Raw genomic sequence first — 26,517 nt, forward strand, 5'->3', positions numbered from 1 at the left:
GATATCGAACGTGGTCAGGTTCTTGCGAAACCAGGTTCAATCAATCCGCATACCCAATTCGTATCAGAAGTTTATATTCTGAGCAAAGATGAAGGTGGCCGTCATACGCCATTCTTCAAAGGCTACCGTCCACAGTTCTACTTCCGTACAACTGACGTGACCGGTACCATCGAACTGCCAGAAGGCGTAGAGATGGTAATGCCAGGTGACAACATTCAGATGACAGTAACGCTGATTGCCCCAATCGCGATGGACGAAGGCTTACGCTTCGCTATTCGTGAAGGTGGCCGTACCGTTGGTGCGGGCGTTGTTGCTCAAATCATCAAATAATAATTGTTGATGAAAAAAGGGTGCTTAGGCACCCTTTTTTATTATCCTGAATAAGTTGCTCTGACTTAGCGTCTAAAAATAACCATATTAGAATGCCGGACTAAGACTGAACACCCATTATTACTGGGATTCAGACATGGGCGATTGAGAAATATAAAGCGCAATGGTGCGACTATATATTTTTTCGACGCTTTAGTTATTTACCTGCCGCTTCTAACTCTTGATAAATATAATGTTTATAGCTATCTACTAGCTTTTTATCAGGGCAGTCTGATAGCCGCCCCTGACATAAGTTCCGCATGCGTATATTAGCCTCAAAGAAAGGCGATACGCTTAAGTTTGCTCTTTCGAGGAGCAGACTACTAAGGAATGATATATCAGTAACGTCTCCAATATTTTTAGCCTGAACTGATGAGAAATTATCGTGCAGGGAGAACTGAGTCAGGTGAGCTGCATCTGGTAGCGTGGTGTCATATGTATCATTCCAACCAATATTTGGCTGATGATCGCCAAAATAGAGGAACATAGTTGGTTTCTCTCTGGTACTTACAAAGTTTGTAAAACTTTGGGTCGCGCGATCCAATAACTCAATTTTGCCAATATAGTGACTCAGTGCACCTGCAATATTACGGTCATTAATTGATTTGTCTATTTGATAATCATCAGAATGTTTTGTGTCATAAGGTCCGTGTTCGTTCATGGTAAGAACGAAAATAAAGACAGGCTTATCTGAGTATTGCTTCAGAACTTCTTTTACATAGCTAAGCATTGTGTCAGTAGGGATTTGCCACAGATTGTCGTCCAGATCTGCTGGATATCCTAGCTCTTGAGGCTGAATAATTAGGTCAATTCCCAAGTTTTTATAGGTCGGACCGGCATTATAGTTCTGCTTAGACATTGGGGTTAAAACGACGGTGTAGTAACCATTCTTCTTTAGTTCGCTAAATATACTGTTCTTGATATGCGGAGCAACGGTATAGAAAACAGAATTCTTACGAAATGTGAAATCATCAGTATCTAAGCCAGTGAGTAATGAAAACTCTGACAGCCAAGTACCCCCGCCGAATGTTTGCACTCGAAGTTTGCTATTAGCCCGGATCGTATCAGTAAGTGAAAACATCCCAAACGTTGGAAGATTCACCCCCGGAAGGTGGTAAAGATTCGGGTTAACGGTAGATTCCTGCAGCATAACGATGATATCAGGTTTATTAGTTTCTAATTCTGGCTGATATGTGAATTCTTTTCTTGATAAAAAATAGCTAGATGATTCCTCATATTGGGGGGCCTGATAATACATTTGCTGTGCTGATAAAAAGATATTAACAATCGTACCTTTCCCTTTGGGGAGTGATGCCTGCCAGCGTTCAATATTATTCCTATTCTGGCTAACGTGTGTGATGCCTGCTATTAAGCCAAGCATAATGCAGAGTGATAATAAACGCAGAGAACGAGTACGCTTAGGCTCTGCTAAATAGAGAAAAACGTTCAGAACGATTAGTAAAACTAGGCCGATAAGACCCACTGATGCTAAGGGATAGTGAAGTAATGTACCAAAGTTCGATGGGTCAAGGGCAACGCTAACATCCTGAAAAAAGATCCTTTCTTTATAGTAATGGACTTTTATCTGATTAAGCAGCTGGAGGCTAACTATCAAGGTGCTGGTGATGCCTAGTGAAAGTTTAATTCTGCCGGTTAAGAAAATAAAAAAAGTGAGTATAGATAAAAAGAAAGCGTAGGAAATAAAACCGACATAAGAGAACTCAAACCGGGTGCTACATACGACAAGCGCGGCAAGAGTAATAAGGAATAGGTAAATTGTAGATGGAATTTTTTTGTTATTTAGCAAAAGCATATTTATTATCTATTTGATATCAATCGTTAATTATTTAGGACTTTCAAAATGGGATGATGTTCAGCAATTTTCACCATTTAATGGGAAGTCCCTCGCTCATATAGGTGGAACATTATAAATTACTTTGCTCAAAGCGTATCAATGAATGTGATGTTTTAGCGTTAGTGGTGAATTTAATCCCAGATACCGCTTGCGCTGAGGGCTCAGATCTGTAAAATGCTCAGGCCTACACTTTTATGTGGTGTGGTATAAGTTCAATTAGAACTTATCACTATGAAACTCAATTCTTACGAAGCGAGCTGAATAGTACAATACTCCCGATTTGGGGGTTACATGAAGAACGATTACACTCCCCCATCAATCGAAATGGGTGTGAGTAGTGATTTTTTACGTTTATAAAATAATTGGAGCTCTGGTCTCATGCAGAACCAAAGAATCCGTATCCGCCTGAAAGCGTTTGATCACCGTTTGATCGATCAATCAACTGCGGAAATCGTCGAGACTGCTAAGCGCACTGGCGCTCAGGTTCGTGGTCCGATCCCGCTGCCGACTCGCAAAGAGCGTTTTACTGTACTGATTTCTCCGCATGTGAATAAAGATGCGCGCGATCAGTATGAAATTCGCACTCATAAGCGTCTGGTTGACATCGTTGAGCCAACTGAAAAAACGGTTGATGCTCTGATGCGTCTGGATCTGGCTGCCGGTGTTGACGTGCAGATCAGCCTGGGTTAATCAGGTCATTCGATTGAGAGGTTGAAACAATGATTGGTTTAGTCGGTCGTAAAGTGGGAATGACCCGCATCTTCACAGAAGAAGGCGTATCTATCCCCGTTACAGTTATCGAAATTGAAGCGAACCGCATTACTCAAGTTAAAGACTTGGCTACTGACGGATACCGTGCTGTGCAAGTTACTACGGGTGCTAAAAAAGCAAACCGTGTAATTAAACCAGAAGCGGGTCATTTCGCGAAAGCCGGCGTTACTGCTGGTCGTGGTCTGTGGGAATTCCGCCTTGAAGAAGGTCAAGAGTTTACTGCAGGTCAAGAAATTAACGTTGATATTTTTACCGACGTTAAAAAAGTTGACGTTACCGGTACTTCTAAAGGTAAAGGTTATGCTGGCACAGTTAAGCGCTGGAATTTCCGTACTCAAGATGCGACTCATGGTAACTCTTTGGCACACCGCGGTCATGGTTCAATCGGTCAGAACCAAACGCCAGGTAAAGTGTTTAAAGGCAAAAAAATGGCAGGCCACTTGGGTGACGAGCGCGTAACCGTTCAAAGCCTAGACGTAGTACGTGTTGACGCTGAGCGCAACCTGCTGCTGGTCAAGGGCGCTGTTCCGGGAGCAACCGGTAGCAACCTGATCGTTAAACCGGCTGTCAAGGCGTAACGTCGAGGAGATAGGAATGGAATTGGTAATGAAAGACGCGCAAGGCGCGCTGACTGTTTCCGAAACTACCTTCGGGCGTGATTTCAATGAAGCGTTAGTACATCAGGTTGTTGTTGCTTATGCAGCTGCAGCTCGTCAAGGTACTCGTGCTCAGAAGACCCGTGCTGAAGTAACTGGTTCCGGTAAAAAACCGTGGCGTCAAAAAGGTACTGGCCGTGCGCGTTCAGGTTCTGTAAAGAGCCCGATCTGGCGTTCCGGTGGTGTGACCTTTGCTGCTCGTCCACAAGACCACAGCCAGAAAGTCAATAAGAAGATGTACCGCGGCGCACTTAAGTGCATTCTGTCCGAATTGGTACGTCAAGATCGTCTGATTGTAGTCGAGAAGTTCTCTGTAGAAGCGCCTAAAACTAAGCTGCTGGTACAGAAACTGAAAGAAATGGCTTTAGAAGATGTACTGATCATCACAACCGAAGTTGAACCTAATCTATACCTGGCAGCAGGTAACTTACATAAGGTTGACGTTCGTGATGTTGCCGGTATTGACCCGTTTAGCCTAATCGCTTTTGATAAAGTGGTGATGACTGCTGACGCTGTGAAGCAAGTAGAGGAGATGCTGGCATGATCCGTGAAGAACGCCTGCTGAAAGTCCTACGCGCACCACATGTTTCTGAAAAAGCTTCTAGCGCAATGGAAAAGCACAATACTATCGTGCTCAAAGTTGCTAAAGATGCAACTAAGGCAGAAGTAAAAGCTGCCGTACAGAAGCTGTTTGAGGTTGAAGTCAATGAAGTTCGTACTTTGCTAGTTAAAGGCAAAACGAAACGTCATGGTCAGCGTGTTGGTCGTCGTAGCGACTGGAAAAAAGCTTACGTCACTTTGAAAGAAGGCCAGAATCTGGACTTCATCGGCGGCGCAGAGTAAGTCGGAGGATTGAAAAACAATGGCAATTGTTAAGTGTAAGCCAACATCTCCGGGTCGTCGCCACGTAGTTAAAGTGGTTAACCCTGAGTTGCACAAGGGCAAGCCTTATGCCCCATTGCTGGAAAAAAACAGCAAATCAGGTGGCCGTAACAACAATGGCCGTATCACCACTCGTCATATCGGTGGTGGCCATAAGCAGCAATATCGTTTAGTTGACTTTAAACGCAACAAAGATGGTATTCCTGCTGTTGTAGAGCGTCTGGAATATGATCCGAACCGTTCCGCGAATATCGCGTTGGTTCTGTATAAAGACGGCGAGCGCCGTTATATTCTAGCGCCTAAGGGCCTAAAAGCAGGTGACCAAATCCAATCTGGTGTTGATGCGGCAATTAAAGTAGGCAACTGCCTGCCGATGCGTAACATCCCAGTGGGTTCTACGGTTCACAACGTTGAAATGAAACCAGGTAAAGGCGGCCAAATGGCTCGTTCAGCCGGTGGATATGTTCAAATTGTTGCCCGTGAAGGTTCCTATGTAACAATACGTCTTCGCTCCGGTGAAATGCGTAAAGTATTGTCTGATTGCCGCGCCACCTTAGGTGAAGTTGGTAATTCAGAGCATATGCTTCGCGTGCTTGGTAAAGCTGGTGCTAGTCGTTGGCGTGGTATTCGTCCTACCGTTCGCGGTACGGCAATGAATCCAGTCGATCACCCGCACGGTGGTGGTGAAGGTCGTAACTTTGGTAAACATCCTGTGACTCCATGGGGCGTTCAGACCAAAGGTAAGAAGACCCGAAGCAACAAGCGTACCGATCAATATATCGTACGTCGCCGTAGTAAAAAATAATTAGAGGATAAGCCATGCCACGTTCTCTCAAGAAAGGTCCTTTCATAGACCTGCACTTGCTGAAGAAGGTAGAGAAAGCGGTGGAAAGCGGAGACAAAAAGCCTGTAAAGACTTGGTCCCGTCGTTCAACGATCTTTCCAAACATGATCGGTTTGACCATCGCTGTCCATAATGGTCGTCAGCACGTTCCAGTATTTGTATCCGATGAAATGGTCGGTCATAAACTGGGCGAATTCGCGCCGACTCGTACTTATCGCGGCCATGCGGCTGATAAAAAAGCCAAAAAGCGCTAAGGTAGGAGGAAGAGATGGAAACTATCGCTAAACATCGCCACGCTCGTTCTTCTGCACAGAAGGTTCGCTTAATTGCAGACCTGATTCGCGGTAAGAAAGTGTCGCAAGCTCTGGAAATTTTAACCTACAACAACAAGAAAGCTGCTGATTTGGTTAAAAAAGTACTTGAGTCTGCCATTGCAAACGCAGAACACAACGATGGCGCTGACATCGACGATCTGAAAGTCGCGAAAATATATGTCGACGAAGGCCCAAGCATGAAGCGTATTATGCCGCGTGCAAAAGGTCGTGCAGATCGTATCCTGAAGCGCACCAGCCACATTACTGTGGTTGTGTCCGATCGCTGAGACTCTGGAGAATAGCAATGGGTCAGAAAGTACATCCGAATGGTATTCGACTGGGTATTGTCAAACCTTGGAACTCTACCTGGTACGCAAATACCAAAGAATTCGCTGACAACCTAGACAGCGACTTTAAAGTTCGTCAGTTCTTAACAAAAGAATTGTCGAAAGCTTCTGTTTCTCGCATCGTGATCGAGCGTCCAGCGAAGAGCATTCGTGTGACTATTCACACTGCTCGTCCGGGTATCGTAATCGGCAAGAAAGGTGAAGACGTCGAAAAACTGCGCAATGCTGTAGCGGCTATCGCTGGAGTTCCTGCGCAAATTAATATCGCCGAAATCCGTAAACCGGAACTAGACGCTAAATTGGTTGCTGACAGTATTACTTCACAGTTGGAACGTCGCGTTATGTTCCGTCGTGCTATGAAGCGTGCTGTTCAAAACGCAATGCGTATAGGCGCTAAAGGTATCAAAGTGGAAGTAAGTGGTCGCTTAGGCGGCGCTGAAATCGCGCGTACTGAATGGTACCGTGAAGGTCGTGTTCCGTTGCATACATTGCGTGCGGATATTGACTATAACACTTCTGAAGCGCACACCACTTATGGTGTAATCGGCGTAAAAGTGTGGATCTTCAAAGGTGAGATCTTGGGTGGTATGGCTGCCGTTGAACAACCGGAAAAACCGGCTGCTCAACCGAAAAAGCAGCAGCGTAAAGGCCGTAAATAAGGAGCATCGCTGATGTTACAACCAAAGCGTACAAAATTCCGTAAAGTGCATAAGGGCCGCAACCGTGGTCTGGCTGCCGGCGCGGATGTGAGCTTCGGCACTTTCGGTCTGAAAGCTGTTGGCCGCGGTCGTTTGACTGCTCGCCAAATCGAGGCGGCACGTCGTGCCATGACACGTGCAGTTAAGCGTCAAGGTAAAATCTGGATCCGTGTGTTCCCAGATAAACCAATCACTGAAAAGCCGCTTGAAGTGCGTATGGGTAAAGGTAAGGGTAATGTAGAGTATTGGGTTGCCCTAATTCAACCGGGAAAAGTCCTATATGAAATGGACGGTGTCTCGGAAGAAATTGCCCGTGAAGCGTTCAAGCTGGCAGCAGCAAAACTGCCGATTAAAACCACCTTTGTAACTAAGACGGTGATGTAATGAAAGCAAAAGAGCTGCGTGAAAAAAGTGTTGAAGAGCTGAACACTGAGCTGCTAAACCTGCTGCGTGAACAGTTTAATCTGCGCATGCAAGCAGCAGGCGGCCAGTTGCAACAGTCTCACCTGTTGAAACAAGTGCGTCGTAATGTTGCACGTGTGAAAACTTTACTGACTGAAAAGGCGGGTGCGTAATGACTGATAAAATCCGTACGCTGCAAGGTCGTGTTGTTAGTGACAAAATGGAGAAATCCATTGTCGTTGCGATTGAGCGTGTGGTGAAGCACCCGATGTATGGTAAGTTCATCAGACGTACGACTAAATTGCATGTACATGACGAGAGCAATGAGTGTGGTATTGGCGATCTGATCGAGATTCGCGAATGTCGTCCTCTGTCTAAGACTAAGTCTTGGACGCTTGTTCGAGTTGTAGAGAAAGCCGTCCTGTAATACAGTACGCTTTCTTAAATAAGATAAACGGCTCAGAAGACGAGCCGTTTATTTTTTCTACCCAACATCTGAAACCGGTGTTATAATGCCGCGCCCTGATGTATGGGGGTTTTTAAACGACCCGTGAGGGTCCTTAGTAGTTGACATTAGCGGAGCACTAAGATGATCCAAGAACAGACTATGCTTAACGTCGCTGACAACTCTGGCGCACGTCGCGTAATGTGTATCAAGGTTCTGGGTGGATCGCACCGTCGCTACGCTGGCGTAGGCGACATCATCAAAATTACTATAAAGGAAGCAATTCCTCGCGGTAAGGTTAAGAAAGGTGATGTGCTTAAAGCGGTAGTGGTGCGCACCAGAAAGGGTGTTCGTCGCCCTGACGGATCTGTCATTCGCTTCGATGGTAATGCTTGCGTTATTTTAAATAACAACAGTGAGCAACCTATCGGTACGCGTATTTTTGGACCGGTAACTCGTGAATTACGTAATGAAAAATTCATGAAAATTATCTCTCTGGCACCAGAAGTACTGTAAGGAGCGAACCATGGCAGCTAAAATCCGTCGCGATGACGAAGTTATTGTGTTAACCGGTAAAGATAAAGGTAAACGCGGTAAAGTTAAAAATGTTCTGTCTTCCAGTAAGATTGTTGTTGAAGGTATCAATCTGGTTAAAAAACATCAGAAGCCGGTTCCGGCCCTGAATCAACCAGGTGGCATCGTTGAAAAAGAAGCTGCAATTCAAGTTTCTAACGTTGCGCTGTACAACACAGTTACAGGCAAGGCCGACCGTGTAGGCTTTCGTTTTGAAGACGGCAAAAAAGTCCGTTTTTTCAAATCTAATAGCGAAACTATCAAGTAATTTGGAGTAGTACGATGGCGAAACTGCATGATTACTACAAAGAACAGGTAGTAAATAAACTGGTAGACCAGTTTAGCTACAAATCTGTCATGCAAGTCCCTCGGGTCGAGAAGATCACCCTTAATATGGGTGTTGGTGAAGCAATCACTGATAAGAAACTGCTGGATAACGCAGCAGCTGACTTAGCAGCGATCAGTGGCCAAAAGCCACTAATTACCAAAGCACGCAACTCAGTTGCCGGCTTCAAAATCCGCCAGGGCTATCCGATCGGCTGTAAAGTGACCCTACGTGGTGAACGTATGTGGGAATTTTTAGAGCGTCTGATTTCTATTGCTGTACCGCGTGTCCGTGACTTCCGTGGCTTAAATCCTAAGTCATTTGATGGTCGTGGTAACTACAGTATGGGCGTACGTGAGCAGATTATCTTCCCAGAAATCGACTATGACAAAGTTGATCGCGTTCGTGGTTTGGATATTACCATTACCACTTCTGCGCAATCTGACGAAGAAGGCCGCGCTCTGCTGGCTGCCTTTAACTTCCCGTTCCGCAAGTAAGGTAGGGTTACTAATGGCTAAGCAATCAATGAAAGCACGTGAAGTTAAGCGTGTGAAATTAGCAGACAAGTTCTTCGCTAAGCGTACAGAACTTAAAGCGATTATCTCTGATGTGAATGCATCTGACGAAGACCGTTGGAACGCAGTGCTTAAACTGCAAACTCTTCCGCGTGATTCCAGTCCAAGTCGTCAACGTAACCGTTGCCGTCAGACAGGTCGTCCACATGGCGTCCTGCGCAAATTTGGGTTGAGCCGTATTAAGGTCCGTGAAGCCGCTATGCGCGGTGAAATCCCGGGTCTGAAAAAGGCTAGTTGGTAATATCACCATTGAATCACGGGAGTAGAGACAGATGAGCATGCAAGATCCGATCGCGGATATGCTGACCCGTATCCGAAACGGTCAGGCCGCGAACAAAGTTGCGGTCGCTATGCCTTCCTCCAAGCTAAAAGTGGCTATTGCCAACGTGCTGAAGGAAGAAGGTTATATTGAAGAATACAAAATTGAAGGCGACACTAAGCCTGAATTGGAAGTGACATTAAAGTATTTCCAAGGAGCGCCAGTAGTAGAAAGCATTCAGCGAGTCAGCCGTCCAGGTCTGCGCATCTATAAAAGAAAAGATGAGCTACCAAAGGTAATGGCTGGTTTAGGTATTGCTGTTATTTCTACTTCTAAAGGTGTCATGACCGATCGCGCAGCACGCCAAGCTGGTCTTGGTGGCGAGATTATCTGCTACGTAGCTTAATTAGGAGGAATACAATGTCTCGTGTTGCAAAAACACCCGTCGTTATTCCTGCTGGCGTAGAGGTAAAACTCAGCGGTCAGGTTATAACAATTAAGGGTAAAAACGGCGAGCTGTCTCGTACAGTCCATGATGCCGTTGAAGTTAAACAGGAAAATAATGCAATTTCTTTCGCTCCGCGTGAAGGTTTTGCTGACGGATGGGCCCAAGCGGGTACCGTGCGTTCACTGGTTAACGGAATGGTTATCGGTGTTACTGAAGGCTTCACTAAGAAGCTACAGCTGGTAGGCGTAGGCTATCGTGCTGCAGTTAAAGGCAACGTGGTGAATTTAGCCTTAGGCTTTTCTCATCCAGTTGAACACCAACTGCCAGCAGGCATAACCGCTGAGTGTCCGACCCAAACTGAAATCGTGCTGAAAGGCGTAGATAAACAAGTTATCGGTCAGATCGCAGCAGAATTGCGTGCCTACCGTCGTCCTGAGCCTTATAAAGGCAAGGGTGTCCGTTACGCCGACGAAGTCGTGCGTACCAAAGAGGCTAAGAAGAAGTAAGGTAACACTATGGATAAGAAAGCAGCTCGTATCCGTCGTGCGACCCGCGCACGTCGCAAGATTAAAGAACTGTGTGCGACTCGCCTGGTGGTTCACCGTACTCCGCGTCATATTTATGCGCAGATTATCGCACCGAACGGTTCGGAAGTTCTGGCAGCCGCTTCTACGTTAGAAAAGGCTATTACAGAGCAGTTGAAGTATACCGGAAACAAAGATGCCGCAGCAGCTGTAGGTAAAGCTATTGCTGAGCGCGCACTGGCCAAAGAGATTACGAAAGTATCTTTTGACCGTTCTGGTTTCCAATATCATGGTAGAGTCCAGGCGCTGGCAGATGCTGCCCGCGAAGCTGGCCTTCAGTTCTAAGGTAGAGGTGTAAGATGTCTCACATCGAGAAACAAGCTGGCGAACTGCAGGAAAAGCTGATCGCGGTTAACCGCGTATCTAAAACCGTTAAAGGTGGTCGTATTTTTAGTTTTACCGCACTGACAGTAGTTGGTGATGGTAACGGCCGCGTAGGTTTTGGTTACGGTAAAGCGCGTGAAGTTCCAGCAGCGATCCAGAAAGCGATGGAAAAAGCCCGTCGCAATATGATGAATGTCGCATTAAACAATGGAACCCTGCAGCATCCTGTTAAAGGTGCTCATACAGGTTCTCGCGTATTTATGCAGCCTGCATTCGAAGGTACCGGTATCATCGCCGGCGGTGCAATGCGCGCCGTTCTGGAAGTCGCCGGAGTACGTAACGTATTAGCTAAAGCTTATGGTTCTACTAACCCAATTAACGTGGTTCGTGCAACTATTGATGCCTTGGAAAATATGAAGTCTCCTGAGATGGTTGCTGCCAAGCGCGGTAAAACTGTCGAAGACATTCTGGGGTAATTAGCAATGGCAAAGACTATTAAAGTTACTCAAATTCGCAGCTCTATTGGCCGCTTGCCTAAGCATAAGGCAACGCTGGTTGGTTTGGGTCTGCGTCGTATCGGTCACACCGTAGAGCGCGAGGATACTCCTGCTGTACGTGGCATGATCAACCTAGTTTCTTACATGCTTAAAGTGGAGGAGTAAGAGATGCGTTTAAATACTCTGGCTCCGGCCGAAGGCTCTAAACAAGCTCCTAAGCGCGTAGGTCGTGGTATTGGTTCTGGCCTAGGCAAAACTGCTGGTCGTGGTCACAAAGGTCAGAACTCACGTTCTGGCGGTGGCGTACGTCGTGGTTTTGAAGGCGGCCAAATGCCATTATACCGTCGTTTACCGAAATTCGGTTTCACTTCTCGTAAAGCAATGGTTACGGCAGAAGTTCGTCTGTCTGAACTGGCTCAAGTAGAAGGCGAGGTTATTGACCTGAACACGCTGAAAGCTGCAAACGTAGTTGGTGTACAGATTGAGTTCGCGAAAGTTATGCTTTCAGGTGAAATCAATCGTCCGGTAACTTTGCGCGGTCTGCGTGTCACCAAAGGCGCTCGTGCTGCAATCGAAGCTGCTGGCGGGAAAATTGAGGAATAAGTAGCAGATGGCTAAGCAACCAGGATTAGATTTTCAAAGTGCAAAGGGCGGAATAGGTGAGCTAAAGCGCAGACTCTTATTTGTTGTCGGTGCGTTAATCGTCTTCCGTATTGGCTCTTTTATTCCAATCCCTGGTATTGACGCCACTGTGCTTGCTAAGTTAGTCGAACAACAGAGAGGCACTATCATTGACATGTTTAACATGTTCTCTGGTGGTGCCCTCAGTCGTGCTTCTGTCTTTGCACTAGGTATTATGCCGTATATTTCGGCCTCTATTATCGTGCAGCTGTTAACTGTGGTTCATCCTAAGTTAGCGGAATTGAAGAAAGAAGGAGAGTCTGGCCGTCGTAAGATTAGCCAGTACACTCGATATGGCACGTTGGTTCTGGCCATATTTCAGGCGGTTGGTATTGCTACCGGCCTACCGAATATGGGAATGCCGGGTCTGGTAATTAATCCAGGATTTGCATTCTACTTTACTGCTGTTGTTAGCTTGGTTACCGGGACAATGTTCCTGATGTGGCTAGGTGAGCAAGTGACAGAACGAGGTATCGGTAACGGTATTTCGATCATCATTTTTGCAGGTATTGTCGCCGGATTACCTCCAGCTATTGGACAGACTATCGAGCAAGCTCGGCAGGGTACCTTACATGTTCTTCTGCTGCTATTGGTTGCGGTTTTAGTATTCGCAGTGACCTTTATTGTTGTGTTTGTTGAGCGTGGTCAGCGTCGTATCGTCGTTAACTATGCTAAACGCCAACAGGGCCGCCGCGTTTATGCTGCACAAAGTACTCATTTACCGTTGAAAGTGAATATGGCCGGTGTAATACCTGCAATCTTTGCTTCAAGTATCATTCTGTTCCCTGCGACAATAGCCTCATGGTTCGGTGGTGGTACTGGCTGGAACTGGTTGTCAACGATTTCTACAAATTTGCAACCCGGACAGCCACTTTATGTGTTACTCTATGCGGCCGCGATCATATTCTTCTGTTTCTTCTATACAGCGTTGGTTTTTAATCCTCGTGAAACAGCAGATAACCTGAAGAAGTCCGGTGCGTTTGTACCAGGGATTCGTCCGGGAGAGCAAACGGCTAAATATATCGATAAAGTAATGACTCGCTTAACTTTCGTTGGTGCCATGTACATTACTTTTATCTGCCTGATCCCGGAGTTTATGCGTGATGCAATGAAAGTACCTTTCAACTTTGGTGGTACTTCTCTACTTATCGTAGTTGTCGTCATCATGGACTTTATGGCTCAAGTGCAAACTCTGATGATGTCGAGTCAATATGAGTCTGCATTGAAGAAAGCAAACCTGAAGGGCTATAGCCGTTAATTCAGGCTAGCTTGAGAAGTTACGGAGAGTTAAAATGAAAGTTCGTGCTTCCGTCAAGAAGTTATGTCGTAACTGCAAAATCATTAAACGTCACGGCGTTGTTCGTGTGATTTGCGTTGAACCAAAACATAAACAGCGTCAAGGCTGATTATTGTTAGTGTTTTGACATATTTCTCTTGCAAAGTGTGATTGAGCTGGCTAGATTAGCCAGCCAATCTTTTGTATGTGATGGCAACATTATTTGAGTATCCTGAAAACGGGCTTTTCAGAGTAGTGTTGCTGTATAAAATAGTAGGAGTGCATAGTGGCCCGTATAGCAGGCATTAACATTCCTGATCATAAGCATACCGTAATCGCATTAACTGCGATCTTCGGAATTGGCAAAACCCGCTCACAGTCTATCTGTGTTGCTAGTGGTATTGCTGAAAGTGTGAAGATCAGTGAACTGTCTGAAGAGCAAATTGAAAAGCTGCGTGACGAAGTTGCCAAGTATACTGTAGAAGGCGATCTACGTCGTGAAGTTACCATGAGCATCAAGCGTCTTATGGACCTCGGTTGCTATCGTGGTATGCGTCACCGTCGTGGTCTGCCGGTTCGCGGTCAGCGTACTAAAACTAACGCCCGTACCCGTAAGGGTCCGCGTAAACCGATCAAGAAATAATCGGGGTGATTGAATAATGGCAAAAGCACCTGTTCGTGCACGCAAGCGTGTAAGAAAGCAAGTTTCTGACGGTATGGCTCATATCCATGCTTCTTTTAACAACACCATCGTGACTATTACCGATCGTCAAGGTAATGCATTGGGTTGGGCAACAGCTGGTGGCTCCGGCTTCCGTGGTTCGCGTAAATCCACTCCATTTGCTGCTCAAGTAGCTGCAGAACGCTGTGCAGAAGCAGTGAAAGAGTATGGAATTAAGAACTTGGAAGTCATGGTTAAAGGCCCAGGTCCAGGTCGTGAGTCTACTATCCGCGCGTTAAACGCGGCTGGTTTCCGCATCACTAATATTACTGATGTGACTCCGATTCCCCATAACGGTTGTCGTCCTCCGAAAAAGCGTCGCGTATAACCGCCACTGCTTTTAGGATTGTTGGAGAAAGAAAATGGCAAGATATTTGGGTCCTAAGCTCAAGCTGAGCCGTCGCGAGGGTACTGACTTATTTCTTAAGTCTGGTGTTCGCGCGATAGATACCAAGTGTAAAATTGAACAAGCTCCTGGTCAGCACGGTGCGCGCAAGCCACGTCTGTCTGACTATGGTGTACAGTTACGTGAAAAGCAAAAAGTTCGCCGCATTTACGGTATTCTTGAGCGTCAATTCCGTAATTATTATAAAGAAGCAACTCGTCTGAAAGGCAACACTGGTGAAAACCTGCTGCAACTTTTAGAAGGTCGTTTAGACAATGTGGTTTACCGTATGGGCTTCGGCGCTACTCGTGCAGAAGCACGTCAGTTAGTTAGCCACAAAGCTGTTATGGTTAATAGTCGCGTTGTTAACATCGCTTCTTTCCAGGTATCTCCGAATGACGTAGTCAGCGTACGTGAGAAAGCGAAAAAGCAATCTCGTGTTAAAGCCGCTTTAGAGCTGTCCGAACAGCGCGAAAAGCCGACTTGGATCGAAGTTGATGCAGCTAAAATGGAAGGCGTTTTCAAACGTAATCCTGAGCGCTCCGATCTGTCTGCGGACATTAACGAACACCTGATCGTCGAACTTTACTCTAAGTAAAGTTTAGTACCAAAGAGAGGACACAATGCAGGGTTCTGTGACAGAGTTTCTAAAACCACGCCTAGTAGATATCGAGCAAATTAGTTCGACTCACGCTAAGGTGACCCTTGAGCCGTTAGAGCGTGGCTTCGGCCATACTTTAGGTAACGCATTACGCCGCATTTTGCTTTCGTCTATGCCGGGGTGTGCGGTAACTGAAGTTGAGATTGATGGTGTACTACATGAGTACAGCACCAAAGAAGGCGTACAGGAAGATATCCTGGAAATCCTGCTCAACCTGAAAGGGCTGGCGGTGAAAGTTCATGGTAAAGATGAAGTTATTCTTAGCTTGAATAAGTCTGGCATTGGCCCTGTGACTGCAGCCGACATTACCCATGATGGGGATGTTGAAGTCGTCAAACCTCAGCACTTAATCTGCCACCTTACTGATGAGAACGCATCTATTAGTATGCGTATCAAGGTTCAGCGTGGTCGTGGTTATGTGCCGGCTTCTGCCCGTATTCATACGGAAGAAGATGAGCGTCCAATAGGTCGTCTGTTGGTTGACGCATGCTACAGCCCGGTAGAGCGTATTGCCTACAATGTTGAAGCAGCGCGTGTAGAACAGCGTACTGACTTGGATAAGCTGGTCATCGAGATGGAAACTAACGGTACAATTGACCCGGAAGAGTCGATTCGCCGTGCGGCTACCATCCTAGCTGAACAACTTGAAGCTTTTGTTGATTTACGTGATGTACGTCAACCAGAAGTTAAAGAAGAGAAGCCTGAGTTCGATCCGATCCTGCTACGCCCTGTTGACGATCTGGAACTGACTGTCCGCTCCGCTAACTGCCTCAAGGCAGAAGCTATCCACTACATCGGTGATCTGGTACAGCGTACTGAAGTTGAGTTGTTAAAAACTCCTAACTTAGGTAAGAAATCTCTTACTGAGATTAAAGATGTGCTGGCATCTCGTGGTTTGTCTCTGGGCATGCGCCTAGAAAACTGGCCACCTGCTAGCATTGCTGACGAGTAACCGGATCGCAGGTTAAGGTTTTACTGAGAAGGATAAGGTCATGCGCCATCGTAAGAGTGGACGTCAACTGAACCGCAACAGCAGTCATCGCCAAGCCATGTTCCGTAACATGGCCGGCTCTCTGGTTCGTCATGAGATCATCAAGACGACCCTGCCGAAAGCGAAAGAGCTGCGTCGCGTGGTTGAACCACTGATTACACTTGCCAAGGCCGACAGCGTTGCTAATCGTCGTCTGGCATTCGCCCGTACTCGTGATAATGAGATCGTGGCAAAATTGTTTAATGAGCTTGGCCCGCGTTTTGCGAGCCGTGCAGGTGGCTACACTCGTATCATGAAGTGTGGTTTCCGTGCAGGTGATAACGCTCCGATGGCTTACATCGAGTTAGTTGATCGTGCCGAAAAAGCTCCAGAAGAAGCAGCTGCAGAGTAATCTATAGCTGTGTAAAAAAGCCGGGTTATCCCGGCTTTTTTACGTCTATAATTTGTTTGTGACGAAATATATATCGTTATCGCTTTATCTATTGGTATTATCTATATAGTGGAATAGGCATTTCTGAGTTAAAGGGGGTTTTATGTTTCGCATCGGTCAACTTGCTAAGCTAGCCAACGTCACCCCAGATACCATTCGTTATTATGAAAAGCAGGGCATGATGTCCCACGATGGTCGAACTGAAGGCGGTTATCGCCTTTACACTGAGCAGGATCTTCAGCGTTTGAAGTTTATCCGTTATGCTAAACAGCTGGGTTTTACTCTGGAATCTATTGCTGAGTTGCTTTCAATTCGCGTTGAACCTGAACAACATACCTGTCAGGAATCAAAATCCATCGTTCAGTCTCAGCTTGAAGTCGTGGAGCGGAAACTACGTGAATTAGAGCTCATGCGGGTTTCTTTACAGCGGTTGAGCGATGCCTGTTGCGGCAGTATTCATAGCAGTGCTTATTGTTCTATTCTTGAAGCCTTAGAACATGGCGCGATGAATGAACTACCAAGAATAGATTTACGCAGCCAATAGCCAATCGGGTATTTATGGAGTATTATGCGGCGGTTTTATCATCAAGCTAATTTTTAATCAGAGTACAGCGAGGTTTAAATGTCTAAATATCAGCACAGAAAAGGGGTTATACGGGATAATGCATTACATGCCCTCTTGCATGATCCATTATTTCATCAGCGGGTAGAGAGAAAAGTGAAAGGAAAAGGAAGCTATCAGCGTAAAGCGAAATATGTAGGTAAAATGAGCCAAGAGGCTGGATATAAGAAGATTCTAAGCGTCTTTTTATCTCCAGCCTTCTGTTAATTAGGTACTATATATTATCCTGATAAAGCAACATGTTTACTAATCAGCGCCTGATTTTGTTCCGATGATAATGCAAAGCTATCATTAACTGGCTGAGATCTTTAAAGATAAAAGGATCCATAAAGGTAATCTCTTCTATCTGATGAAGCCGATAGGTTAGGGTATTTCTATGAATACCTAAGATTTGCGCTGTATTTCTTATTTCTGCATTATTTTCTATATAGGTAGTGAGCGTATGCAGTAGCGTAGATCCGGTTCCGACTGCCAGCAGCTTGTCTATGCACTGATTAAAATAAAGTGTGAAATGGCTGGTTTTTGCTTCATTTAGTAGCCCGCAAAAAGCGAGCTGTTTACCGTTGATAATTCTGAGCGTAGGGTGGGACTGTTTCCCGTGTTTAATCATTTCTTTAATCATAAATATAGACTGACGGAATACCATTGGTGTGTCTGACTCTATGCCAACGCCAATCGTATAGTGACTTAGTTGAGTTTCCATAAATCGATTAATTTCGTCGATTAATCCTTGATACCCTTTAATTTCAGTCACAATAAGCAAGATCTCATCATTGCTGAGTAAGATAACTCTCTGAGATTGTAGAATATTTGATAGTTCATTCAGGATGTTATCTATTGTTTTACCTAGCAGATGTCCACCGGTCTCAATATTAATTATCAGCGGTAATATTGGCTGGTTTAAATGTATATCTTGCTGCTCCAACTGGTATCTGGTCTCAATTCCTTTACTGGTATCTCCGAGCTCTAGATATTGTTTAAGTAATAAATCCCGGATACGGTATTGCCAGTTCATTTCTCGAATATCTAAGGACTGCTTAACCAGCAATTCTGCCGTCAGGATAGCCAGTTCAGCATACCTGCCGATGGCGACAGGGTTACCGCTGATTCCTATTACCATTACCACCTGATCGTCAACAATAATCGGGTGGTTGATTCCCGGCTGAACGTTCTTATATTTTGCTGCCTGTTGTGGGGTCTCGATTGTCATTCTTTGACGGTTTTTTATCACCTCATAGGCAACTTCATGGCGCTCTCCAATTCTATGATTTTCGCCAGAAGCAATGATAATTCCCTGATGGTCAATAACATTCACATTATGATGAATAATACTCATTGCTCGCTTAACAATGGTATTTGCTAACTCTAAGGTGATAAGCATATATATTTCCTTTGCTTGTAGAATTTTTAGTCATAATGTTGAATGTCTATTATTACTGAAGCGTTTTATTATTTTTGAGCTGACAGTCTCATACCTACATCAATAGTACGTATTAATGCTTCTGCTGTGTCTGATAGCAACGCTTCTGCATTTCTCATTGCTGTTTCTAAAGAGATAGGTTCGGAACAAATAGACCACATGGCGTTGACATTATGTTGGTATAGCAGGGAGGCGCCTTCTCCTAGCGCGCCAGCAAGAGCAATTACTGGTTTATTATAAGCCGCAGCCAGATTGGCTACTCCAACAGGAGCCTTGCCAAAGCTGCTCTGCTTATCCAGTTTTCCCTCGCCGGTGATAACTAAATCGGCATTACGTATCAGTGATTCAGCTTCGAGTAACTCGAGGACTAATTCGATTCCTGGACGCAGTTTTGCCTGAGTAAACCAGATTAATGCGGCACCCATTCCTCCGGCAGCGCCTGACCCGGGAATCAGGTTAGCGTCGTTATTCAGCCCATGACAAAGAGAGTGATGGTAATTTTTCATACCATTCTCAAGCCGATCCAGCTGTTGTTGGGTTGCACCTTTCTGTGGTCCATAAATACGGGTGGCTCCATGCTCCCCAAGCAACGGATTATTTACATCGCATGAGGCTTCAAAAAGAGCGTTTTTTGCAGCAGGATGTAATTGACATAGATCTGCCCGATAAACACGCATTAGGTCTTCTCCACTAGCCGGTATTGAGATGAGGTTATTCTGTTTATCAAAAAATTGAACGCCAATAGCCTGTGCAAAACCAATCCCACCATCGTTAGTGGCGCTGCCGCCAAGTCCGATGATGATATGCGATATCCCCTTATCCAAAACCTCTTTTACTATCTGGCCCAAGCCATATGATGAGGCTTTCTCTGCATTTCTAAGAGCCTTTGGCGTTAACTCTAATCCGCAGGCTTGAGCCATTTCTATAATCGCTTTGTCTTTACCCAGCGTTATATATTCAGCTTCGGTTGGCTGGTTGTAGGGGCCCATAACGACTATTTTGTGATTAGTTTTATTTTTTAATGACGGGCTAGCATTGAGTATTTGTAATAATCCTTCTCCGCCGTCGGCAATAGGTAACTGATTAGTTATGATATCTGAACGGTACCGAGTCAGGCCCGAAGCAATAGCCTGACAGGCTTGCTGAGCAGTGCAGCTTCCTTTAAATGAGTCTACGGCGATAAGAATATTCATGACACATCCTTCGAGAATTGGGTTTGTAGCTAAACTGGGGAGCAGGGTGCTCCCCTTTATGCATTATTAATGTTCACGCTCAAACAATACGGAAATGCCCTGTCCGCCGCCGATACACATGGTGGCTAAGCCTGTATTGACGCCGCGGCGTTCCATTTCATACATCAGCTTGACTGAAATGATGGCACCGCTTGCGCCGACAGGATGCCCCAGCGCAATTGCGCCACCATTAACGTTCACTTTTGCCGGATCCAGTTTTAGATCGTTGATAACGGCGAGTGATTGCGCGGCAAACGCTTCATTAAGCTCAATTAGATCGATGTCATGCACTGACATATTGAGCCTTTTCATCAGCTTTTTGGTTGAAGGTGCGGGCCCGAAGCCCATAATTTCAGCTTCACATCCGGCGACCGCCCAGCCACGAACGACCATTCTGATCGGCAATCCTAGCTCTTGTGCTTTCGCTCTGGTTGTCATAACTAAAGCACCCGCACCGTCATTGATACCAGATGAGGTCGCTGCGGTAACCGTTCCATCCTTTTTAAAGGCTGGCTTTAGCTGGGCGTATTTATCTTTTGGAGTATCTCTTGGGTGCTCATCGGTATTAAAGATACGGGTATTTTTTCCTTCGCGGACTTCAAGGGGCAGGATCTGAGAGTCAAAGTATCCGGCCTTTATCGCAGCCAGCGCTTTTTGCTGACTGTTCCAGGCAAATTCATCCATAGCTTCACGGGTGATATTGAAGCGTTCTGCGGTAAACTCAGCGGTCATACCGTTATGATAGGGGCCTTCTGGCCACGTTAGGATGGAGACGATACCGTCTTCTAGCTCGCCATGGCCCAAACGATATCCATAGCGGGCCTTACGGATATAGTAGGGTAGCTGAGTCATATTTTCTGTTCCGCAGGCTACGGCAATCTCTGCGTTTCCTGTTTGTAATTCCATCATACAGTCAACAATAGCCTGCAGGCCCGATCCGCATTGACGGTTGACTGAATAGGCGGTTGTTTCATTCGGCAAGCCAGCACGTAATTGACAAATTCTGGCGATAAAGCCACTTTCAGCAATTTGCCCAACGTTGCCAACTACGACTTCATCTATTTGCTCGGGTTTCAGCCCTGCGCGTGCAACGGCTTCGCGTATTACAGCCGCTCCTAAGTCGTGTTGGTGAACGTCTTTAAAGCTTCCACCCATAGTTCCTATCGCAGTACGTACGCCACTCACAACAACAATATCATTCGCATTTTTCATCATATTCTCCTTAAAGCACCATTCCGCCGCCAACGTTAATCACTTCGCCATTGATATAGCGCGCCTCATCGGATGCGAGAAAAGCAACGCAATTTCCGACGTCTCTTGGATCTCCTGCGTATCCGGCAGGTATCTTGCTGACCATAATGTCCCAGACTTTTTCCGGTACGCTTTTAGTCATGTCGGTTTCAATGAATCCTGGGCAAATAGCGTTGACCGTTACGCCTTTGCGGGCCAGTTCGCGGCAGGCCGTTTTAGTTAAACCGATAACGCCAGCTTTAGAGGCGGCATAGTTAGCTTGCCCGACGTTTCCCAACCAACTGGCAGATGAGATATTAATTATTCGTCCGGCTGAGCGTTCACGCATGCGGATAGCGGCTTCCTGCATACAATGGAAGGTCCCTTTTAGATTGATATCCATGACCAGATCCCAGTTTTCTTCTGTTATCTTATGCAGCATAGCGTCTCGGTTTATACCCGCGTTGTTTACCAGAATATCGATCTGACCCAGCTGGCGTTCCGTCTCAGCGAATAGATGGTTAACTTCACTGCGGTTGGCAATATTGCAGGGAATGAAGACGGCTTTATAGCCTGCGCTAGTGAGTTCCTGTACGGTTTTTTCACCGCTTTCTTTATCTACATCGCAAATCACCACCGAGGTGCCTTGCTCTGCAAGTACCTGTGCGATCCCGCGGCCAAGTCCGCGGCCAGAACCGGTAACAATGGCAACTTTACTTTTTAGTGACATAAGATGTTCCTTATATTTTTTACTTGCCCGTTAAGAATAACGGCGGATTAATAACAAATAGTTAAGCCGGACAGGCGTTGATTAATGTGTTTTTAAGGCCAAAAGCTGGTTCGGAAAACAGCGAAGCATCCATCAATTTTAACGATTCAGAAATCAGCGGTATGAATTCCATTTGCTGCAAAATATCAGTTTCAAGATCGATACCCGGAGCAATTTCGATCAGCATCGGGCCTTGCTCCGTGAGTTCAAATACGGCGCGTTCGGTGACCAGATGCATTTTCTGTTTTTTGGCGCGGGCCATTTCACCGTTATAAGAGATTTGGTTGATGTTACTGACCAGCTTTTTGATTGAGCCTTCCTGCACAATATTGAGTTTTCCGTTAAGGAATTCGACTTCCAGACCTTTTGCCGTGAAGGTTGAGCAGAACACCACATGGTGTGCATTTTGAGTAATATCGATAAAACCACCGGCTCCGGTGCATCTATCACCCATTTTGGTGGCATTGATATGTCCGCTGGCATCCATTTCACCCGCGCCCATATAGGTGATATCTACACCAACGCCGTTGTAGTAGAGCATTTGTTCCTGATGATTAATCATCGCCGTGAGGTTTTTGCCAATACCGAAATCGATACCACCAGCCTGAACTCCACCGTAAATACCTGATTCAACGGTGATCGTGATTTCATCACTGATGCCTTCTTCATGGATGATGGTTCCGATTACATCGTTAGGAATGCCGGTTCCGAGATTAATAACGCATTCAGGATAGAGAAACTGGCAGGCGCGGCGGCCGATAACTTTACGAATGTCCAACGGTAGTTTTTCTACTTCGCTACCCGGAGCAATAAGATTTCCACAATAGGCCGGATCGTAGAACCAAGATGATGTTTGGCGATGGTCTTGCTCTGGGTTATCACAGACCACGACGGCATCAATAAAATTGCCTGGCACGACGACCTGTTTGGGATGAAGCGTTCCTCGCTGAGCCAAATTCTTCACTTGAGCAATAACCTTTCCACCGAAGCGCTTAGCGGCCAGCACGGCTTGAAGAATTTCCAGCTTCATGGCCTCTTCTTCACAGGTTAGATTGCCTTCTGTATCAGCGGTCGTTCCTCGAATAATGACCGTATCCAATGGCAGAGCAGGATAGAACAGATACTCTTCATCACGCATGGTGACTACTTCCACTAGGTCCGGGAGTTGGCGCGTAAGTTCGTTCATTTTTCCACCTTCGACCCGAGGGTCAATAAAGGTGCCTAGGCCGACTTTAGATAAATAGCCAGACTGACCCGCTGCCATTGCGGTATACAGGTGAACAATTTGCCCCTGTGGCAGACAAAAAGCTTCGACTTTGTTTGAAGCAATTTTCTCCATCCACTTTGGCGCCAGACCCCAATGCGAACCGATAATACGTTTAACCATCCCCTGTGGCGTAAAGTGTTGGTTACCGCGTTCACGATTGGATTGCCCTGCGGAATGAATGTAGGTCAGACTATTGGGGGAACCTGTTTCAAGAAATCGTTGCTCCAGCGCTTTAAGGATGGATTCTGCTGCACCGATAAGCGTCATTCCAATGGTGCAAAGCGTTGAACCATCGTTAACTAAGGCTGCTGCCTGTTGAGCGGTGATAACTTTATTTTTCATAAATCCTCTGCTTCTGTAGAGCCAGATCGTACCAATTTTATTCAGTAGCCTTTCTTTGTCGGTAGAAAGGCTATCTGTGATGGGACCGAGTTACTTTTCAGCGTCTTTTGCTGCCTGTATTTCTTTCATGCTTGGTGGCTGCTTGACTATTGCAGCCCCAATGGTGGCGAAAATTAGCATCACAACGGCAAACCATAGGCCGGCGCTTGGTGAGCCCGTTTTATCCTCTAGCAGGCCGAAGACATAAGGGCCAACGAAGCCACCGGTAATTCCTAAACAGGCTAACAAACCCAAGCCTCCGGCTAACATATTGCCGCTCATTAAGGTTGCCGGATAAGTGAAGATGATTGATTGGACGACGAAGAACATGGATGCGCCGATACAAAAACCGATTAAACCGAGAACCGGGCCGCCTAATGCCCCGATCACAAAGCCAATCGCCATCGACATAAACCCGGATACCAACATCACTTGAGAGCGTTTTGCCGTATTGGCGTATTTGGGTAAGAAGAATCCACCGATAGCTGCTGCAATCCACGGAATAGCAGTTAGCAGACCCAGAGTTAGGGTGCTCATAGCTCCATAGCCTCGGATGATGCTTGGTAGGAAATACGTCAGGCTGTAAACAGATATTTGGTGAGTGAAATAGATCGCAATGATCAACAGGAAGGTTTTGTTGGTAAATGCGGTTTTAAATGAGAACTTCTGGTTTCTATCAACCCCGACCGGCTGTTCAGATGCCAATTTATTCTCGATGTACTCGACATCAGCTGGCGTTAACCATTTTGCGTCGCGCGGTCTGTCTGGTAATACAGCATAAACATAAAAAGCTAAAATAATGGCGGGAATGCCTTCTACGATAAACATCCACTGCCAACCGTGCAAACCCGCAACGCCATCTAACATTAGCAGTGCGCCACCAAGCGGTGCTCCAACGATATTTGCGATACATACACCAAGTAGGAACATGCCAACCGCTCTTGCCCGCTCTTCCCGCCCAAACCAGTAGGTTAGATACAATATAATCCCGGGATACAGGCCAGCTTCTGCCGCTCCCAGTAACAAACGCATGATATAGAATGATGTAGGGCCAGTAACAAATGCCATACCGGCAGAAATCAGCCCCCATGTGATCATAATGCGGGTAATCCAGAAACGGGCACCTACTCGTGCCATCATCAGGTTACTCGGTATTTCCATTGTGGAATAAGTGAGGAAGAACAGCCCCGCGCCCAGACCGTAGGCTGTTGCGGATAAACCAAGATCGATAGACATTGATGCTCTGGCAATACCGATATTGGTCCGATCAATAAAACTGATAATGTAAACGATAATAAGCAGCGGCATCAGATGCTTATATATTTTTGCATTCGTGATAGCTGCCTGGCCTAACGAGGCCATTTTTGATTGAATGTCTGACATGGTCAATTATCTCCCCTCATCGTTGAGGTTATTAATCAATATTGAGTTCTATTAGCCTATTTAAGATATTTGGGATAGATGTCCGCACCCATTATTTGGGTGTTAGTTTTTATTATTTGACTAATAGAATGCCTAATTTATATTAAATATCTCCTTTTTAATTAATGTCATTTTTATTATTTAATGATTAATTCTTTATATTAGCGTTTTTCTTTAATAATAATTTATTCGTTTTCCCATTTGCATTTTTAGGCAACTCAGGAATAAATATTATTCTTGACGGTACTTTGAATTTGGCAATTTTATCCGATAGCCATTGGTTGATGTTATCACTAACGAGTGGCTTATCTTTGTAGGCGACAACATAGGCTACAGCTTCTTCACCATAAATTTCACTGTGCCTTGGCACAATAGCAACGTCTTTTACGCCGGGATAATTAGAAATAAGGTTCTCTATTTCAATGCAGTAAATCTTCTCTCCACCGCGGTTGATCATGTCCTTACTGCGGTCTTTGATAAAAAGATAATTGTCTTTGTCTATGCTGGCTATATCTCCGGTATAAAACCAGCCATCTTGGAAATACTGTTGATTAACCGTTGAGTTTTTCCAATATTCTTTTATCACTACAGGACCCTTTAACCACAGGTGCCCGGTTTCTCCTGTAGTAAGTAAGCAGTTGCTATCATCTCTTATTTGGCACTCTAATCCGCTAATTGGTAATCCTGAACTGCCAATTTTATCGCTTTTTCTTGCATCTTGAGGGAAAATGCTTGCCGGTGATGTCGTTTCAGTTAAACCATATATCGGTCTAATTTCCGTATTGGTAAATAGTTCCGATAGCTTATCTATTATTCCTATATTTAAATGCCCCGCGCCACAGGCAATCATTCTTAAACTGGAATAGTTATATTCTTTAAGGTGTTTTTCTGCTTCTTGTATTAATAAGATAAATACTGTCGGAGAGCCATGAAGAAAAGTGATATTATATTGATTTATTGTTTCAAGTATTATTTCCGCATTAAATCGTTGGTGTAAATGAATAGTCCCACCGATATGAATAAACAGGCACAGTAAAGCAGAAAGCCCAGTGATATGACAAATTGGAATTGGCAAAACCGTCGAGTCTTCACACGTCAGGCCAAGTGAATCCTGATAGGCTGTTATAGCATGTAAAACGTTATCGTGAGTGATGGCTGCACCTTTGGGTGAACCGGTTGTACCTGAGGTATAAATAATGGCGGCAATGTCATCAGGCTTCACTGATACTTTGGTTATTGGCTGTGGTAATGAATTATTGTCAGCATTGCGTAGCATAAATTGCCAGTTTGATAATGATACGCAGTGGTCCGGCTTTACGGTTGATGATAAGGCCAACCATGGTTGGTGTTCAGGATCAAAGAAGACTACTTCAGCATTAACGCTGTTAAGTATGGTGTGACTATCGTCAGATTTCAGCTTAGTACTCAGTGGCACAACAATAACGCCAAGTGCCATTGCTGCATAAAATAGGGAGCAGAACTCAGGCCTGTTACCGAGAGCCAAAACAATAACATCACCTTTTTGAAGATTGAAGCTGTCCGTCAGGCATAGAATATTCAGATTGACGCTATGGTTGAATTGGGCATAGCTATATTTATGCCCTTCAAAGCAGATTGCCGTATATTCAGCCCTGACATTAACGCTTTGCTGCAGGCTTTGATAAAGATTTGCTATTGCTGGCTGTGGCATACCCATTTTTAGTTCCTATCCCGGCTCGATTATCTGACGAGGTGAGTATAGGAAATCATCGGGTGACAAAAACGTGTAAAGTTTCACATCTTCTTTTTAGACCCTGGCTCTTCTGGTTGTACAAAATGACAATCTGCTTTTCTTGAGTCAGGTTATGCTGTCACGGGTCAG

Annotated in this window: 39 protein-coding genes; 31 read left to right on the forward strand and 8 right to left on the reverse strand. The window is 45.4% G+C overall.

Annotated elements, in window-relative coordinates:
- A partial coding sequence (locus GVI43_RS14585; RefSeq protein WP_484478971.1) for an EF-Tu C-terminal domain-related protein occupies positions 1-330 on the forward strand: 330 nt, incomplete at its 5' end.
- Positions 331-526: 196 nt separating this feature from the next.
- Here the strand turns inward: GVI43_RS14585 and GVI43_RS14590 are convergent.
- On the reverse strand, positions 527-2,182 hold the full coding sequence (locus tag GVI43_RS14590) for an LTA synthase family protein (RefSeq protein WP_159567592.1): 1,656 nt from the start codon (positions 2,180-2,182) through the stop codon (positions 527-529).
- Positions 2,183-2,602: 420 nt separating this feature from the next.
- Between GVI43_RS14590 and rpsJ the strand changes: the two genes are divergently transcribed.
- The 30 genes from rpsJ to GVI43_RS14740 all read left to right on the forward strand — a co-directional run bounded on the left by rpsJ (position 2,603) and on the right by GVI43_RS14740 (position 17,142).
- Positions 2,603-2,914 carry a 30S ribosomal protein S10 gene (rpsJ, locus tag GVI43_RS14595; RefSeq protein ID WP_001181005.1) on the forward strand — a complete coding sequence of 104 codons (312 nt, stop codon included), beginning with the start codon at positions 2,603-2,605 and terminating at the stop codon, positions 2,912-2,914.
- 29 nt (positions 2,915-2,943) lie between these two features.
- Complete coding sequence (gene rplC, locus GVI43_RS14600; protein WP_159567593.1) at positions 2,944-3,573, forward strand: 50S ribosomal protein L3; 630 nt, start codon at positions 2,944-2,946, stop codon at positions 3,571-3,573.
- A 16-nt stretch (positions 3,574-3,589) separates the two neighbouring features.
- Entirely contained in the window at positions 3,590-4,195 is a 606-nt protein-coding gene (rplD, locus tag GVI43_RS14605; RefSeq protein ID WP_159567594.1) for a 50S ribosomal protein L4, read from the forward strand.
- A complete protein-coding gene (gene rplW / locus GVI43_RS14610; RefSeq protein ID WP_029095676.1) occupies positions 4,192-4,494 on the forward strand; it encodes a 50S ribosomal protein L23 in 303 nt (100 codons plus the stop codon). Before rplD ends, rplW begins: the two co-directional genes overlap by 4 nt.
- A gap of 19 nt (positions 4,495-4,513) precedes the next feature.
- Positions 4,514-5,338, forward strand: a complete 825-nt coding sequence (rplB, locus tag GVI43_RS14615; RefSeq protein ID WP_159567595.1) for a 50S ribosomal protein L2 — start codon at positions 4,514-4,516, stop codon at positions 5,336-5,338.
- 14 nt (positions 5,339-5,352) lie between these two features.
- Complete coding sequence (gene rpsS, locus GVI43_RS14620) at positions 5,353-5,631, forward strand: 30S ribosomal protein S19 (protein WP_029095678.1); 279 nt, start codon at positions 5,353-5,355, stop codon at positions 5,629-5,631.
- Between the two features lie 14 nt (positions 5,632-5,645).
- A complete protein-coding gene (rplV, locus tag GVI43_RS14625; protein WP_159567596.1) occupies positions 5,646-5,978 on the forward strand; it encodes a 50S ribosomal protein L22 in 333 nt (110 codons plus the stop codon).
- A gap of 17 nt (positions 5,979-5,995) precedes the next feature.
- Positions 5,996-6,697 (forward strand): 30S ribosomal protein S3, encoded by a 702-nt coding sequence (gene rpsC, locus GVI43_RS14630; RefSeq protein WP_159567597.1) that lies wholly within the window; start codon positions 5,996-5,998, stop codon positions 6,695-6,697.
- A 12-nt stretch (positions 6,698-6,709) separates the two neighbouring features.
- Positions 6,710-7,120: a 50S ribosomal protein L16 gene (rplP, locus tag GVI43_RS14635; RefSeq protein WP_029095681.1), complete on the forward strand. Its 411-nt coding sequence runs from the start codon at positions 6,710-6,712 to the stop codon at positions 7,118-7,120.
- A complete protein-coding gene (rpmC, locus tag GVI43_RS14640; protein ID WP_159567598.1) occupies positions 7,120-7,311 on the forward strand; it encodes a 50S ribosomal protein L29 in 192 nt (63 codons plus the stop codon). The genes rplP and rpmC overlap by 1 nt, the downstream gene beginning before the upstream one ends.
- On the forward strand, positions 7,311-7,565 hold the full coding sequence (gene rpsQ, locus GVI43_RS14645; RefSeq protein ID WP_029095683.1) for a 30S ribosomal protein S17: 255 nt from the start codon (positions 7,311-7,313) through the stop codon (positions 7,563-7,565). Before rpmC ends, rpsQ begins: the two co-directional genes overlap by 1 nt.
- Positions 7,566-7,727: 162 nt before the next feature.
- On the forward strand, positions 7,728-8,099 hold the full coding sequence (gene rplN / locus GVI43_RS14650) for a 50S ribosomal protein L14 (protein WP_020322771.1): 372 nt from the start codon (positions 7,728-7,730) through the stop codon (positions 8,097-8,099).
- Between the two features lie 10 nt (positions 8,100-8,109).
- Complete coding sequence (rplX, locus tag GVI43_RS14655) at positions 8,110-8,424, forward strand: 50S ribosomal protein L24 (RefSeq protein WP_159567599.1); 315 nt, start codon at positions 8,110-8,112, stop codon at positions 8,422-8,424.
- Positions 8,425-8,438: 14 nt separating this feature from the next.
- Positions 8,439-8,978, forward strand: a complete 540-nt coding sequence (rplE, locus tag GVI43_RS14660; protein WP_159567600.1) for a 50S ribosomal protein L5 — start codon at positions 8,439-8,441, stop codon at positions 8,976-8,978.
- Between the two features lie 13 nt (positions 8,979-8,991).
- Complete coding sequence (gene rpsN / locus GVI43_RS14665; protein WP_029095686.1) at positions 8,992-9,297, forward strand: 30S ribosomal protein S14; 306 nt, start codon at positions 8,992-8,994, stop codon at positions 9,295-9,297.
- A 31-nt stretch (positions 9,298-9,328) separates the two neighbouring features.
- Complete coding sequence (gene rpsH / locus GVI43_RS14670) at positions 9,329-9,721, forward strand: 30S ribosomal protein S8 (protein ID WP_159567601.1); 393 nt, start codon at positions 9,329-9,331, stop codon at positions 9,719-9,721.
- A gap of 14 nt (positions 9,722-9,735) precedes the next feature.
- Complete coding sequence (gene rplF, locus GVI43_RS14675; protein ID WP_159567602.1) at positions 9,736-10,269, forward strand: 50S ribosomal protein L6; 534 nt, start codon at positions 9,736-9,738, stop codon at positions 10,267-10,269.
- Between the two features lie 9 nt (positions 10,270-10,278).
- Complete coding sequence (gene rplR / locus GVI43_RS14680; RefSeq protein WP_029095689.1) at positions 10,279-10,632, forward strand: 50S ribosomal protein L18; 354 nt, start codon at positions 10,279-10,281, stop codon at positions 10,630-10,632.
- Positions 10,633-10,646: 14 nt separating this feature from the next.
- Positions 10,647-11,147, forward strand: a complete 501-nt coding sequence (rpsE, locus tag GVI43_RS14685; protein WP_029095690.1) for a 30S ribosomal protein S5 — start codon at positions 10,647-10,649, stop codon at positions 11,145-11,147.
- Positions 11,148-11,153: 6 nt separating this feature from the next.
- On the forward strand, positions 11,154-11,333 hold the full coding sequence (gene rpmD, locus GVI43_RS14690; RefSeq protein ID WP_159567603.1) for a 50S ribosomal protein L30: 180 nt from the start codon (positions 11,154-11,156) through the stop codon (positions 11,331-11,333).
- Positions 11,334-11,336: 3 nt separating this feature from the next.
- A complete protein-coding gene (gene rplO, locus GVI43_RS14695; protein ID WP_159567604.1) occupies positions 11,337-11,771 on the forward strand; it encodes a 50S ribosomal protein L15 in 435 nt (144 codons plus the stop codon).
- 7 nt (positions 11,772-11,778) lie between these two features.
- Complete coding sequence (gene secY, locus GVI43_RS14700; protein WP_159567605.1) at positions 11,779-13,107, forward strand: preprotein translocase subunit SecY; 1,329 nt, start codon at positions 11,779-11,781, stop codon at positions 13,105-13,107.
- A 34-nt stretch (positions 13,108-13,141) separates the two neighbouring features.
- On the forward strand, positions 13,142-13,255 hold the full coding sequence (rpmJ, locus tag GVI43_RS14705; protein ID WP_029095694.1) for a 50S ribosomal protein L36: 114 nt from the start codon (positions 13,142-13,144) through the stop codon (positions 13,253-13,255).
- A 156-nt stretch (positions 13,256-13,411) separates the two neighbouring features.
- Positions 13,412-13,768, forward strand: a complete 357-nt coding sequence (gene rpsM / locus GVI43_RS14710; RefSeq protein ID WP_159567606.1) for a 30S ribosomal protein S13 — start codon at positions 13,412-13,414, stop codon at positions 13,766-13,768.
- A gap of 16 nt (positions 13,769-13,784) precedes the next feature.
- Positions 13,785-14,174: a 30S ribosomal protein S11 gene (gene rpsK, locus GVI43_RS14715; protein ID WP_027275681.1), complete on the forward strand. Its 390-nt coding sequence runs from the start codon at positions 13,785-13,787 to the stop codon at positions 14,172-14,174.
- Positions 14,175-14,208: 34 nt separating this feature from the next.
- Positions 14,209-14,829 (forward strand): 30S ribosomal protein S4, encoded by a 621-nt coding sequence (rpsD, locus tag GVI43_RS14720; protein WP_159567607.1) that lies wholly within the window; start codon positions 14,209-14,211, stop codon positions 14,827-14,829.
- A 25-nt stretch (positions 14,830-14,854) separates the two neighbouring features.
- On the forward strand, positions 14,855-15,844 hold the full coding sequence (locus GVI43_RS14725; RefSeq protein ID WP_159567608.1) for a DNA-directed RNA polymerase subunit alpha: 990 nt from the start codon (positions 14,855-14,857) through the stop codon (positions 15,842-15,844).
- A gap of 40 nt (positions 15,845-15,884) precedes the next feature.
- Positions 15,885-16,274, forward strand: a complete 390-nt coding sequence (gene rplQ, locus GVI43_RS14730; RefSeq protein WP_029095698.1) for a 50S ribosomal protein L17 — start codon at positions 15,885-15,887, stop codon at positions 16,272-16,274.
- Positions 16,275-16,416: 142 nt separating this feature from the next.
- A complete protein-coding gene (zntR, locus tag GVI43_RS14735) occupies positions 16,417-16,857 on the forward strand; it encodes a Zn(2+)-responsive transcriptional regulator (RefSeq protein ID WP_159567609.1) in 441 nt (146 codons plus the stop codon).
- A gap of 78 nt (positions 16,858-16,935) precedes the next feature.
- The gene (locus GVI43_RS14740) at positions 16,936-17,142 is read left to right on the forward strand and encodes an alternative ribosome-rescue factor A (RefSeq protein ID WP_159567610.1); all 207 of its coding nucleotides are present in this window, start codon (positions 16,936-16,938) and stop codon (positions 17,140-17,142) included.
- 43 nt (positions 17,143-17,185) lie between these two features.
- On the opposite strand, the gene GVI43_RS14745 is transcribed toward GVI43_RS14740, so the two are convergent.
- The 7 genes from GVI43_RS14745 to GVI43_RS14775 form a co-directional block, all read right to left on the reverse strand.
- Positions 17,186-18,316 (reverse strand): CdaR family transcriptional regulator, encoded by a 1,131-nt coding sequence (locus tag GVI43_RS14745; protein WP_159567611.1) that lies wholly within the window; start codon positions 18,314-18,316, stop codon positions 17,186-17,188.
- 68 nt (positions 18,317-18,384) lie between these two features.
- Positions 18,385-19,548, reverse strand: coding sequence for a glycerate kinase family protein (locus tag GVI43_RS14750; protein WP_159567612.1), 1,164 nt, complete (start codon positions 19,546-19,548; stop codon positions 18,385-18,387).
- A gap of 66 nt (positions 19,549-19,614) precedes the next feature.
- The gene (locus GVI43_RS14755) at positions 19,615-20,799 is read right to left on the reverse strand and encodes a thiolase family protein (protein WP_159567613.1); all 1,185 of its coding nucleotides are present in this window, start codon (positions 20,797-20,799) and stop codon (positions 19,615-19,617) included.
- Between the two features lie 10 nt (positions 20,800-20,809).
- On the reverse strand, positions 20,810-21,547 hold the full coding sequence (fabG, locus tag GVI43_RS14760; protein WP_159567614.1) for a 3-oxoacyl-ACP reductase FabG: 738 nt from the start codon (positions 21,545-21,547) through the stop codon (positions 20,810-20,812).
- A gap of 61 nt (positions 21,548-21,608) precedes the next feature.
- Entirely contained in the window at positions 21,609-23,195 is a 1,587-nt protein-coding gene (locus GVI43_RS14765; RefSeq protein WP_159567615.1) for an acyl CoA:acetate/3-ketoacid CoA transferase, read from the reverse strand.
- Positions 23,196-23,285: 90 nt separating this feature from the next.
- A complete protein-coding gene (locus tag GVI43_RS14770; RefSeq protein ID WP_170324341.1) occupies positions 23,286-24,617 on the reverse strand; it encodes an MFS transporter in 1,332 nt (443 codons plus the stop codon).
- 187 nt (positions 24,618-24,804) lie between these two features.
- Positions 24,805-26,352, reverse strand: a complete 1,548-nt coding sequence (locus tag GVI43_RS14775) for a class I adenylate-forming enzyme family protein (protein ID WP_211959108.1) — start codon at positions 26,350-26,352, stop codon at positions 24,805-24,807.
- Positions 26,353-26,517 lie beyond the last annotated feature (165 nt).

The organism is Budvicia diplopodorum (genome assembly GCF_009800925.1).
In the GTDB taxonomy this organism is placed as follows: Bacteria; Pseudomonadota; Gammaproteobacteria; order Enterobacterales; family Enterobacteriaceae; genus Budvicia; species Budvicia diplopodorum.